This is a genomic window from Paenarthrobacter sp. TE3676 (genome assembly GCF_056279165.1).
The window spans coordinates 183065-195302 of the sequence record NZ_JBWBQU010000008.1 but is presented as its reverse complement, the minus strand read 5'-3'; the positions used below and the strand labels follow the sequence as shown (position 1 = coordinate 195302).

Annotated in this window: 8 protein-coding genes; 7 read left to right on the top strand and 1 reads right to left on the bottom strand. The window is 63.4% G+C overall.

Translation table 11 applies throughout. The features are described 5' to 3' along the window. Window positions 1-28: 28 nt before the first annotated feature. The 3 genes from ACZ881_RS19005 (at window position 29) to hutI (ending at window position 3823) form a co-directional block, all read left to right on the top strand. A complete protein-coding gene (locus ACZ881_RS19005; RefSeq protein ID WP_476117597.1) occupies window positions 29-1222 on the top strand; it encodes a glycine C-acetyltransferase in 1194 nt (397 codons plus the stop codon). Window positions 1223-1475: 253 nt separating this feature from the next. Continuing rightward, window positions 1476-2573 (top strand): NAD(P)/FAD-dependent oxidoreductase, encoded by a 1098-nt coding sequence (locus ACZ881_RS19000; RefSeq protein ID WP_476117596.1) that lies wholly within the window; start codon window positions 1476-1478, stop codon window positions 2571-2573. An 11-nt stretch (window positions 2574-2584) separates the two neighbouring features. Continuing rightward, complete coding sequence (gene hutI, locus ACZ881_RS18995; protein ID WP_476117595.1) at window positions 2585-3823, top strand: imidazolonepropionase; 1239 nt, start codon at window positions 2585-2587, stop codon at window positions 3821-3823. Between the two features lie 78 nt (window positions 3824-3901). Here hutI and ACZ881_RS18990 read toward each other — a convergent pair whose 3' ends face one another. After that, entirely contained in the window at window positions 3902-8299 is a 4398-nt protein-coding gene (locus ACZ881_RS18990) for an endo-alpha-N-acetylgalactosaminidase family protein (RefSeq protein WP_476117594.1), read from the bottom strand. A 275-nt stretch (window positions 8300-8574) separates the two neighbouring features. Here ACZ881_RS18990 and ACZ881_RS18985 point away from each other — a divergent pair, with 275 nt between their 5' ends. The 4 genes from ACZ881_RS18985 to ACZ881_RS18970 are packed head-to-tail and all read left to right on the top strand — an operon-like array spanning window position 8575 to window position 12227. After that, window positions 8575-9492: an SIS domain-containing protein gene (locus tag ACZ881_RS18985; RefSeq protein ID WP_476117593.1), complete on the top strand. Its 918-nt coding sequence runs from the start codon at window positions 8575-8577 to the stop codon at window positions 9490-9492. 10 nt (window positions 9493-9502) lie between these two features. Beyond that, window positions 9503-10426 carry an ROK family protein gene (locus tag ACZ881_RS18980; RefSeq protein ID WP_476117592.1) on the top strand — a complete coding sequence of 308 codons (924 nt, stop codon included), beginning with the start codon at window positions 9503-9505 and terminating at the stop codon, window positions 10424-10426. Beyond that, window positions 10423-11391, top strand: a complete 969-nt coding sequence (locus ACZ881_RS18975; protein WP_017199380.1) for a 1-phosphofructokinase family hexose kinase — start codon at window positions 10423-10425, stop codon at window positions 11389-11391. The genes ACZ881_RS18980 and ACZ881_RS18975 overlap by 4 nt, the downstream gene beginning before the upstream one ends. Further along, window positions 11373-12227, top strand: coding sequence for a class II fructose-bisphosphate aldolase (locus ACZ881_RS18970; protein ID WP_476117591.1), 855 nt, complete (start codon window positions 11373-11375; stop codon window positions 12225-12227). The genes ACZ881_RS18975 and ACZ881_RS18970 overlap by 19 nt, the downstream gene beginning before the upstream one ends. The last annotated feature ends 11 nt before the right edge of the window (window positions 12228-12238 follow it).

Here is a 12238-nt window from a genome sequence, read left to right as displayed (position 1 = left end):
ACGGATCCCCAAAGACTTTAGGAGCACCATGTACTCAGCCATCAAAGACCAACTGCAGGGCGAACTGGACGAGATCCGCAGCGCCGGACTCTTCAAGACAGAACGCCACATCGATTCCCCGCAGGCCAGCCACATCGCAGCGGGCCAGCTCGGCGAGCCGGCCAACAAGGTCCTGAACTTCTGCGCCAACAACTACCTGGGCCTGGCCGACCACCCGGACATCATCGCCGCCGCCAAGTCAGCGATGGACGAGCGCGGCTTCGGTATGGCGTCCGTGCGCTTCATTTGCGGAACCCAGGACCTTCACCTGGAGCTTGAGAACCGCGTCTCCAAGTTCCTGGGGACCGAGGACACCATCCTCTTCTCCAGCTGCTTCGACGCCAACGGTGGCGTGTTCGAGTCCCTCTTCGGTCCTGAAGACGCCATCATCTCCGACTCCCTGAACCACGCGTCCATCATCGACGGCATCCGCCTAAGCAAGGCCAAGCGCTTCCGCTACGCCAACCAGGACATGGCAGACCTCGAAGCCAAACTGGTTGAGGCCGAGGGCTCCCGCCGGAAGATCATCGTCACGGACGGCGTCTTCTCCATGGACGGGTACCTCGCTCCGCTTGAGGCCATCTGCGACCTCGCCGAGAAGCACGACGCCTTGGTCATGGTGGACGACTCCCACGCCGTCGGCTTCATGGGCGAAACCGGCGCCGGCACCCCTGAGCACGCCGGCGTTTCCGAGCGCGTAGACATCTACACCGGCACCTTCGGCAAGGCTCTCGGCGGCGCCTCGGGTGGTTACGTTTCCGGCCGCGGCGAAATCGTGGCGATGCTCCGCCAAAAGGCGCGCCCGTACCTGTTCTCCAACTCGCTTGCCCCGGCCATCGTTGCGGCGACCATCAAAGCGATCGAACTCGTGCAGGAGTCCGGCGAACTCCGTACCCGCCTGTTCGAGAACGCAGCGCTGTTCCGTCGCCGCATGAGCGAAGAAGGCTTCGAACTCCTCGAGGGCGAACACGCCATCATCCCCGTGATGTTCGGCGATGCCGTGGTTGCTGCAAAGATTGCCGACGAAATGCTCAACAACGGCGTTTTCGTCACGGCCTTCAGCTTCCCTGTGGTGCCGAAGGGTGTGGCCCGCATCCGCGTGCAGCTCTCCGCTGCGCACAGCGCGGACGACGTCGAAGCGTGCGTTCAGGCGTTCGTCAAGAGTCGCGCCGCGGTCGCCTAAGCAACGCTCTCTCACATCCCGCGGGTTTGGGGCGGACCGTCTCTCACATCCCGCGGGTTTGGGGCGGACCGTCTCTCACGTCCCGCGGGTTTGGGGCGGACCGTCTCTCACGTCCCGCGGGTTTGGGGCGGACCTTCTCTCACGTCCCTAGGGTTTGGGGCGGACCGTCTCTCACTTTCTTGACGAAAGTGAGTGAGCCTTCGGCTGAAGGGCTTGGGATGTGAGAGAGCGTCCGGTCTGTCAGGATGGAGCCATGGCTTCGAACTATGACGTGGTAATCGTTGGCGGCGGCATTGGCGGACTCTCGTTGGCTGCGGCGCTGGCAGGCAAGTGCACTGTAGCCCTTGTCGAGGCTGAGCAGTCCCTGGCTTTCCACACTTCTTCCCGCTCTGCCCGGCAACTGATCCCCAGCTACGGTCCGGCGGTGGTCCAGGATCTGACCATCCACACCCTCGAAATGCTTGCCGCCCGGGACGCAGAGGCAACAACGCCTATCCTCACACCCCGTGGCTTCATGCTGGTGGGCGACGAAGAAACGGTAAAGGCCGAGGCCAGCGGCAATATGCACACCATTACCCACGACGAGGCGATGAAGCTGTGCCCGGCACTGAAGCCCGCATCCTTCACAGCAGCAGGACTGGATAACGGATCTTTCGGCTGCAACGCGCCCCTGCTTCTCGAGGAGCACCGGCAAACGGCGGAATCTGCGGGCGTGGACATCATCACCGGGGCCAAAGTGCACTCAGCGCAGCGGCTGGGGAGCGGCTGGCAGCTGGGCGCGGGTACGGAGGGTTTCCAGTCCGGCGTCGTGGTTAACGCAGCGGGTGCCTGGGCGGACGAGTTGGCTGTCATCAGCGGTGTGGAAAAGCTGGGACTGCAGCCGTACCGCCGGACTGCGGCGATTGTGAACGTTGAGAATCCACTGACGCCGGAAACGCCCATGGTGTGTGCCGCTGATAACTCGTTCTACTTCCGCGCTGAGGGCAACCAGGTGTTGATTTCGCCGTCGGAAACCGTGCCCAGCGGAGCCGAGGACGCCAAACCCTACGCCGGGGACGTGGAGACATTGATCGCCAAACTCAACACGGTCACTTCCCTTGGAATCCGCTCCGTGGACCGTGCCTGGACGGGCCTCAGGACAGAAGCGGCAGACGGAATCCCGGTAGTGGGTTTCGACGCCGAAGCGCCAGGTTTCTTCTGGCTCGCCGGTCAAGGGGGCTACGGTTTCCAAACATCCTCCGCCATTGCCGGGCTGGCCGCAGCACTGATCCTCGGCGAGGTGAAGGAGGACAGTCCGGAATCCCGGACAGCGGAGCAGCTTGCGGCCGTACGCTGGTCCATCCGACGCTGAACAATAGGGGCATGAGCGGAATCACGAGCGGGAATAAAAGCAGCACCGTCATTACCAACATCGGCGAACTGATGACCCAGGACCTGGAGCGTCGGGTCCTGAAGGATGCCGCCATCGTGATCGAAGGCGAACGGATTTCATGGATCGGCACTGCCAAAGACGCCCCGTCCGCTGACGAAAGGATCGACGCCGAAGGCCGCGCCGTCCTGCCCGGCTGGGTTGACTCGCACTCGCACCTCGTCTTCGCAGGTGACCGCACTGCCGAGTTCGAGGCCCGCATGGCCGGTGAAAGCTACAGCGCAGGCGGGATCGCCGTCACCACGGGTGCCACGCGCAGTGTCAGCGACGACGAACTTACCCGCCTCGTGCGGGACCGTGTAGCCGAAGCGGTCTCGCAAGGAACCACGTACTTGGAGAGCAAGACCGGCTACGGGTTGGACGTGGAGAACGAGGCCCGCAGCGCCCGCATCGCAGCAGCCGAAGTGGACGAGGTCACCTATCTGGGCGCGCATCTGGTTCCGAACGGCTCCGATCCTGAGGAGTATACGGACCTGGTGTGTGGCCCCATGTTGGAAGCCGTCCTGCCGCATGTCCGCTGGGCTGACGTCTTCTGCGAGCGGGGTGCGTTCACGGAGGATCAGTCGCGTCGGGTCCTCACTGCTGCCCGCAACGCCGGGCTGGGCCTCAGGGTCCACGGCAATCAGCTCGGGGAGGGCCCGGGGGTGGCGCTGGCTGTTGAGTTTGCGGCTGCGAGCGTGGACCACGTCAACTATCTATCGGAAAAGGACATCGCGGCGCTCGCGGAAACGTGGGAGAGCTGGGACCCTGCCAGTGGCACGGGTAATCGCGGTACCGTCGCAACCTGCCTTCCTGCTTGTGATCTGTCCACCCGGCAGCCCCTGGCGCCAGGCCGTGAGTTGATCGACGCCGGCGTTCAAATCGCCCTTGCGGCCAACTGCAACCCGGGGACCTCGTACACCAGCTCCATGGCCTTCTGCGTCACCACGGCTGTGCTTCAGATGCACTTGAGCGTTCACGAAGCCGTCCGTGCAGCGACGTACGGCGGCGCTTTGGCGCTGGGCCGTGAGGCCGGGAACGACGTCGACGGCGAACGGGCGGTGGGTTCGCTCGCAGTCGGACATCGCGCAGATTTGCACATGCTGAAGGCTCCGTCGGCCACGCATCTGGCGTACCGTCCCGGGATTCCGTTGACTCATTCGGTGTGGCGGGCCGGCGTCCGGGCTGTCTAAGGACAGCAGGACAAACAGCAAAGAGGGGCGGCGTTCCGGTGGGAACGCCGCCCCTCTTTGCTGAGGGATGAACAGGACTTACGCGCAGCTGAACTTCGCGTCCGCCCAATCACCCCAGTCGTCGCCAGCGTCGTCGCCGTTCTTGTCAGCGATCAGCTCGACGTTTTGGACACCGGTGATGTCCACGTTGAGGGGGAGTGCGGCTGAGTCGGCGCTGAGAACGGGAGTCCGCAGCAGTTCACGGCCATCACCCTTGACGATGAACACCACTGATCCGTGCAGTCCCTTGTTCAGCTTGGCGTCGTCCACTCCCGCCACGGCGGTGAAGGCCGTGCACTTGGCCTCGGTGGCGATGCTGATTTTCGAGTCGGCGTGGACTCCAATGCCTTTGGAATATACGACGCCGTCGAGCCGCAATGCTGGTCCGTCACCGGCGTTTTGCTCACCGTTGGCCCGGTCCCGTTCGGCGGGGCCCCAGCCGTTGGTGCTGCCGATCCATGGCAGGTCCGAAGCGAAGACGGTGCCGGAGAGGACGGGGGCCGGAGGTTCCTGCGAGGTGGACGAACAGGTGAACTTGGCATCGGCCCAGTCGGCGTGGTCGTTGCCGTTAGAGTCGCCGGCGTCGTTGGCTACCAGTTCAACGTACTGGGCGCCGGTGACGTCCACGGTGAGTGGCAGGGGAGCGCTGGTCGCTCCGAGTACCGGGGTGGTAACCCTGGTGGTGCCGTCGGCTACCACGGAGAACTTCACGCTGCCCCGCGTCGGCTGGGCGTCATCAATTCCCACTGTTGCTGTGAAGGCGGTGCAGTAGCCGCCGAGGTAGTAGCGGACAGTACCGTTGGCGTGGGCGCCGAGGCCCTTGGCGTAGACGGTTCCGTTCAGGGTGAGCGGTGTTCCGTCGCCGGCCCCGGTTCCGCCGTTGGATTGGTCCTTTTCAACAGGTCCCCAGCCGTTGGTGGTGCTGACCCAGGGGTGGTCGCTGGCGAACACTGTGGCCTGCGGCGGCTTGGGCAGCGTCCGCACGGTGGTGGTGGTGCTGATGGTTCGGCTGCCGGCCGGATCGGTCCCTGAAGAAGCGACCGTGTAGCTGGCCTTGGCGGTAACGGGGTAGTCACCGTCAGCGGAAGCCGGTGCGGTGATCTTCCACGTGGTGGTGAGGGTTCCACCGGCGGGCAGTGTCGGAGCCGTTGCAGGCGTGGAAGGAGTTGCCGTCCAGCCTTCAGGGAGTTCCAAAGCAACGGCCAGATCGCTGATGGGGGCTGGTTCATCGGAGACAAACGTGGTGACGAAATCCTGGGCCTTGCCCTGCTGGACTACGTCGCCCTGAAGTTCTGTGGAGAGTTGGGCACAGGCCGGGACGGCTTCCGAGGCGCCCAGGTCTTCCACCAGGAAGTTGTCCAACGTGAAATCAGAACCGTTTGAGCTACCCGTGCGCTGCAGCCCCACAAAGTAGTCTCCGCAGAAGCCCGTGTCCAGGATCTGCTCGAACCGTGTGGTGGAGGTTTTCGCGTCGATTGCCTGGCTGCCCGTCACTGCCGGCCCTGCTTGTGAGTCGTAGCCGGAAACCCAGGCGTACTGCCCGGCTTTGGAGTTCTGGTAGTCGAAAGACACCTTGTACTTGTGGCCGGCTTGGAACGGCACGGATGCCTCGGTGGTGCGGTAGACCATGCCCGGTCCGCCATTGGGAGCGCGGTTTTCGTCATGCGCGATCAGCGACCACGTGCCGTCCAGGACTTCGTCGATGACGTTGGCGTCCCAACCTTTCTGGGTGAAGGGTTCGTGACGTTCGGTGATGTGCGTCCGCGGGTCCGTGGAACCTCCGGCGTCGCCCTTCACGAAGGGCCCCCAGCCTTGGTCCACGTTTTCGAAGTCTTCGCTCAGCACCCCGGTGGTGGCCACCCGGGTGGTTTTCACCGCCCGGAAGTCGTCCACGCGGACCGTCGCGTCGCCGTCGGCCGCTTTGACAGAAACGGTGGCCTTGCTGTTGTTCCCGGGCACGTCCACCAGTGCGCGAATGCGCTGGAATGACGTCCCGTGCTTCTCGTCACCGGCCACGTAGTTTTCGGCGTTGGACGAATCGATGGTGATGCTCTCGGTCTTGCCGTCGATGTCCACGGAGAGCGTGGTGGGCCGGATCTTCCCGGGCTGGATTTCAACCCATGCGCTGACGGATTGCGTTCCGGCGTCCAGTTCCACTTCCTGGCTGATCGACGACGGCGTTGCTCCCAGTTCGGCGAAGCGGCGGCCTTTGTCGTCACGGACCTGGGTAACGTTGCCGGTGGGATTCCATGGGGAAAGATCTGCGCCGTTGAAACCGGGGTCGTTGAAGGCGGTGCCTTCGCCGAAGCCGGCCTGATTGGGCAGGTCTGCCTTGTTGTTCTTGGGAGCCAGGACGTAGGGCTGCCCGGGGTCGGCAGTGACGGTGACCTGTCCGTTGACTACGGCGACGTCCGAGACCTTCACGCGTCCGTTGTCGGTCAGCTTGAATAACTCAAGCGAGCCGGACTTGGCGAACTCCGTGGTGAGCGTCCACGTGCTTGCTCCACCGGCGGGGTTGTAGTGGTAGAGCTTGTCTGCCTTGCCGTTTTCCTTGGAGGACCATGGCAGCAGGTATGTTGCACCCTGTAACACGGAGGTCCCGCCTACCGTGATGTTGCGTTGCTCAGCAGTGTTTCCTGTGACCGACACGCCGTCGGCGAGGTCGATCCGGTCACTGGTCCACTTGGTGATTTGGTGGTGTTGCAGGAACTTCGCCGGGAGGTTCGCAGTCCACACGTTCTCACTGAAAGCGTTGAAGTCGTTCTGCCCGGTCCAGCCTTCGAACTCCACAATGTGACTCACCCCCAGCTTGGGGTCCGGGTTCCAGACGTCGGACTGCGTGTTATTGATGAAGCGCAGGATCTGGGAGTTGACGCCCTTGTTGGTGGAGCCGCCGTATTTTTCGTCGTTGGCCCAGTGGGACCAGGTGTTGTTCCGCGAGAGGTGGTCAGCCCATTCGGAGCCGACCCGGAACCCGTTCTTCACCAGCTCCTGCTGCAGCCTTTCGGCGAGCCAGCCGAATTCGTAGTAGACGTCCACATAGGCAAAGTCGAGGTTCTTGTCCGTGGCCTGGCGCAGTTCCTTGATGCGTTGGGCGAGCTTGCCGGAGGTGATGTCCTCCCGCTGGTTCATGTAGTACGACTGGTCCAGCCAGTTCCAGCCCAGGCCCTTGTCTGCGCGGAGAAGGTCTTCGCTGAATGACTTGGCTTCAGGATAGATCTCGGTGGCATTGATGTGGACGCCGAAGCTGGCGTTCCAGTCCTTGCCTTCCTTGACCAGCTTGTTAAGGTCCTCGAGGCCGCCTGCACGGGTGTTGAAGTTGTTACCGTAGTCCGTGTTGGCGGAGTCGTGGCCTTCGCTGGTGTAGCCCTTGAGCATGGCCACTTGGCCGAGGCCGTCCGTCGCCAGGGAAATGCGCTTCACGTCATCAAGGGTCCGCAGGAACGGGTGTGTCGCTTGTGAAGCAAAGTTGAACGGGATATGGGTGATCACGTTGTCCGGGGTCTGTTCGCCCTTGTTGGGGCTGACCTGAATGGACCTCATGGCGATCGCCGCGTCCTGCCAGTCCACGCCGCCGTCAGCATTGGCATCGGCGGTAATGGCTACCCGTGTCCACGGAAGTTCCTCCGTAGTAGTGGAGCCTTCTGCACGGTAGAGCCATTGTCCGCTGGCGACTCCCATGGAAACGCCACCGGCCCCATCGCTGACTGCCTGGCGCCAGAATCGGCCGCGGTCCTTGGCTCCAGGACCTGACGACGTGTCGTACAGGGTGTTGGATTCGACGGCGGCACCCAGGGTTGATGTGTTGGCCAGGGCGTACGCAGAGCTTTTGGCGTCTGCAGCCAGTGGGGTCGAAGCGGTGATCGGAGTGAACTCGTCACCAGTAACGCCCCGGTCCACCGAAAGGTTGGCCGTGGATACCTGGGCGCCGGGTTGCGCCGACCCTACGGTGACCAGGTTCAGCCGTGGGAGTTGCAGCGTCCTCACCAGGTAGTCCGCGGAGTCGTTGATTTCCGTGACGTTGAACGAGACCACGTTCTTCTTCACTGACAGCCGGGCTTTGATCTGCGTGTTGCCGAAGTCCGGGACGTTGAGCAGGTAGTCCCTTCCGTCTGGTCCGGAAGGGACGGAGGTTCCGGTGACACCGTATTCCACGCCATTGAGGGTGATGCTGTTGAGTCGGGTGAGAGTGCCATCGAGGCGGGCCGTGGTTGCGGCATCGGCGTAACCGAGGACTTGGGGGAACGAGGTGGCGACGTCCACACGGAGGTGGTCGGACGAAATGGTGGCAGTGTCGGCGGCGCTGACAACGTCTGCCGGTTGGGTAGCCGGGGCGGCGGTGGCGGGCTGCACAGCCAAGAGACCTAGCGAGGACGAAGCGACGACGCAGGCCAGGCTCAGCGTGGTGAGGCGTCTGGGGGATGACAAGCCGAGCATGATGCTCCTTCTTGATTTTTCCGAGCGGGTAACGAGCATGTTCTTGCGGACCAGATCAACACTGCGGCATGAAACAGAAGTTGACAAGAGTTAACAAGCAGTTAACTAAAATGCACATCCCGGCACACTCTTTCTCTTATGGACGTCGACTGCGCGTAACGCGCAGTTAGTGTGCAGCCTTTGCACTCGGATGATCCTTGTGAGATCGAAAATGATCGTTTAGTGTTTCTATAGATCAGAAAACGTCATTAAGCTGAGCGGGAGCGGAACACACGATGAGCGAGAACACACTGGGTGCCTTCATGGAAGAAGAGCTGGTTTCCCAACCCGAGGTTTGGCAGCGCGCCGTGGAGCAGGCCCGTACGGAGCAGTTGCTTCCAGCGGACGGCAAGCGCATCGCCGTGATCGGCTGTGGCACATCGTGGTTCATGGCCCAGAGCTACGCCGCTGCCCGCGAATCCGCCGGTAAGGGGGTCACCGATGCGTTCGCCGCGTCGGAGGCTTTCCTGAACAGCAACAGCGCCGATCGCCAGTACGACGCCGTTGTGGCCATCACCCGGTCGGGTACCACCACTGAGGTGCTCGAGATTCTGGCTGAGTTGAAGGGGATTGTCCCCACCGTGGCCATCATCGGTGACACCTCCTCACCGATCGTCGGGCTGGCAGACGCCGTGGTGGGCCTCCACTACGCCGATGAACGCTCCGTGGTTCAGACCCGCTTCGCCACCACGGCGCTGGTCTACATGCTGACCAGCCTTGGCATCGATGTGCAGCAGGCAATTGAGGATGCCCGTGACGCAGTGACGGCAGAGGTCTCCCAGGAACTCCTGGACGCCGAGCAATTCACCTTCCTCGGCACCGGCTGGACGGTTGGGCTGGCCCACGAAGCCGGTTTGAAAATGCGCGAAGCCGTGCAGGGTTGGACCGAGTCATACCCTGCCATGGAATACCGCCACGGCCCCATCTCCATCGCTGCCCCCGGCCGGGTCACCTGGCTGTTCGGAACCCAGCCCGAGGGTTTGGACAGTGACATGGCCGTCACCGGCGCCCTTTACATCCACACGGATAAGCACCCCCTGGCCGAACTGGCACGTGTCCACAAAGTCACTCTGGAGCGTGCACGCGTCCGTGGGCTGAATCCGGACCTGCCCCGCAACTTGACGCGCTCCGTTATTCTCGACGCCTCGGCCTAGGCAGTCGATCATGGTTCTCGGAGCCGCAGAATCACCGGTCCTGTCTTTCGACGTTGGCGGGACGGACATCAAGGCTGGTTTGGTGGACGCCGGTGGAGCCGTCCTGGGCATGCGCCGCGTCCCTACGCCGTTGGATCCGGCCCGCCCCGGCGAAGCGGTCCTGGACAGGCTAGCTGGGCTTAAAGCCGAGTTGGCCTCGGAGTTTCCGGAAGCCCCCGCCAAGGCAGCAGGCATCATCGTCCCCGGAATCGTGGACTCCGTGGCCGGAGTGGGTGTCTACTCCGCCAATCTTGGATGGCGCAACTTCCCGTTCAAAGCCGAAGCCGAAAAGCGGCTCGGCATACCCGTCGCGTTCGATCACGACGTCCGGTCCGCTGCAGCTGTGGAACACAGCTTTGGCGGTTCCAAAGAGTTCAACGATGTTGTGGTGATGGTGGTGGGAACCGGCATTGCTGCAGCTGTGTTCTCGGGCGGCAAGGCCGTTACCGCAGGGGGATTCGCCGGGGAACTCGGCCACGCCCAGGTCCCGGACCCCGACGCCACAGGCTCCACCATCCTGGAAGCAGTGGGCTCAGCAGGCGCAATTGCCAAGCGTTACCACCGGGCATCGGGCACCAGCGTGAACGGTGCCCGCGACGTCCTGCTCAAGGCCAAAGCCGGCGACGCGCTCGCGGCCCGAATCTGGAGTGAAGCTGTTGATGCCCTGGCCTTCACTATCTGCCAGTGCGTGAACATCATGGGAATAGAAGCCGTGGTGATCGGCGGAGGCCTCGCTGAAGCAGGCGACGAGCTGCTCGAGCCACTCCGTAAGCGGGTTGACGCCATCCTGGACTTCCAGCGCAGGCCCCATCTCATCCGTGCGCAACTGGGGCAGGACGCCGGCTTGCTCGGCGCGGCACTGAACGCCCGGGCACTATTGGGAGGCACACGATGAAGCGAGCCAACGTGAACCGCATTATTACCGTCACTCCCAACCCGGCCATCGACATGACCTACACCGTCCACGGAATCACCGAGGGCTCCAGCCACCGGGTACCCACGCCCTTGAGCCGTGCGGGAGGCAAAGGCATCAACGTAGCCCGTGTCACTCACCAGTTGGGGTACCCCGTGCTCGCCATTGCCCCCACCGGTGGTGCGGCAGGGCAGACCCTCGCAGCCGAACTGTGGACCAGCGGCGTGCCGCACACCCTGGTGGGAGTCGCAGCTGAAACCCGCCGCAGCATCGCGCTGGTGGACACCGTTGCAGGGGAAACGTCCATTTTCAACGAGGAGGGCCAGGCACTTCTGCCGGATGACTGGCGCTCATTGCGGATCGCCGTAGTGGAGGCCGTGAGCGGGAACCGAAACCTGCCGGCCTCCGTCCTGGTCGGTTCGGGAAGCCTGCCGCCGGGCGCTCCCGCGGACTTTTACCCGGAACTGGTGCGCCTGGCCCACGACGCCGGTATCCCGGCCATCATCGACACCTCCGGCCCCGGGATCATCGCTGCGGCCAAAGCCGGCGCCGACATCCTCAAACCAAACCATCACGAGCTGGCCGAAGCAACGGGCGAGTCCAGCCTTGAAGCAGCCGCCCTCGCCCTGATCGACATGGGTGCCCGCACGGTCCTCGTCAGCGCCGGCGCGGACGGCATGCTCGCCTTCGACCACGCCGCCCCGGGCGGCTACTGGAGCGCCCGCTTACCGGAAGCGCTCAGCGGCAACCCCACAGGGGCAGGCGACGCCGGTGTGGCGGCTGCCGCCGTCGCACTCGCCGAAGGCATCACCGAGCCCCGCGAAATCCTTCGCCGGGCCACCGCATGGTCGGCCGCGGCCGTGCTCATGCCTGCCGCAGGTGAAATTTCGCCGCGATACCAGGAACTCCAGGACCAATTGATCGTGACATGGAAGGAGACCCGGTGACCCTGGTCAACACTCGGGAACTCATGGACAGGGCCGCCGACGCGGGAACAGGCCAAGGTGCGTTCAACATCATCCACATCGAAACTGCCGAGGGCCTGGTGGCAGGGGCCGAAGCGGCCGGCGTCCCACTGATTCTGCAGATTTCCGAGAACTGCGCCAAGTACCACGGCGGACTCGAACCCATCGCTTCGGCAGCCCTGGCAATCGCGCGCTCCGCCGCTGTACCCGTTGCCCTTCACTTGGACCACGCAGAATCCGAAGATCTCGCGATCGCCGCCGTGGACCTTGGTTTCGGTTCCGTCATGTACGACGGCGCTCACCTGCCGTACGAATGGAATGTGGAAGTCACGCAGCGCGTGGCAAAGTATGCCCACGAGCGCGGTGTCTACGTGGAAGCCGAGCTTGGAAAAGTGGGTGGCAAGGACGGAGCCCACGCTCCCGGTGTCCGAACAGACCCCGGCGAGGCCCACTCATTCGTTGAGGCAACCGGCGTGGACGCGCTCGCCGTTGCTGTCGGCTCCTCCCACGCCATGACCGAACGGAGCGCCGCGCTGGACCTGCACCTCATCACCAGACTGAAGACCGCGGTGGGAAAACCACTGGTCCTCCACGGCTCCTCCGGTGTGACAGATGACATGCTCATAGCCGCTATCCGTTCGGGTATGACTAAGATCAACGTATCCACACATTTGAACGGGTTCTTTACCCGCGCCGTCCGTGAGTACCTCGATGCCAACCCTGCAGTGGTGGATTCCCGGAAATACGTCAAGGCCGGCCGGGATGCCCTTGTGCTGGAGTCCGCACGTATGCTGACGCTGTTCGCCAAAGCGAATTAGCTGGAAACCCG

What these genes read in the sequence shown, in the direction of transcription:
- ACZ881_RS19005 (WP_476117597.1), top strand. Translation starts at nt 29, where the DNA reads ATGTACTCAGCCATCAAAGACCAACTGCAGGGCGAACTGGACGAGATC.
- ACZ881_RS19000 (WP_476117596.1), top strand. Translation starts at nt 1,476, where the DNA reads ATGGCTTCGAACTATGACGTGGTAATCGTTGGCGGCGGCATTGGCGGA.
- hutI (WP_476117595.1), top strand. Translation starts at nt 2,585, where the DNA reads ATGAGCGGAATCACGAGCGGGAATAAAAGCAGCACCGTCATTACCAAC.
- ACZ881_RS18990 (WP_476117594.1), bottom strand. Translation starts at nt 8,299, where the DNA reads ATGCTCGGCTTGTCATCCCCCAGACGCCTCACCACGCTGAGCCTGGCC.
- ACZ881_RS18985 (WP_476117593.1), top strand. Translation starts at nt 8,575, where the DNA reads ATGAGCGAGAACACACTGGGTGCCTTCATGGAAGAAGAGCTGGTTTCC.
- ACZ881_RS18980 (WP_476117592.1), top strand. Translation starts at nt 9,503, where the DNA reads ATGGTTCTCGGAGCCGCAGAATCACCGGTCCTGTCTTTCGACGTTGGC.
- ACZ881_RS18975 (WP_017199380.1), top strand. Translation starts at nt 10,423, where the DNA reads ATGAAGCGAGCCAACGTGAACCGCATTATTACCGTCACTCCCAACCCG.
- ACZ881_RS18970 (WP_476117591.1), top strand. Translation starts at nt 11,373, where the DNA reads ATGGAAGGAGACCCGGTGACCCTGGTCAACACTCGGGAACTCATGGAC.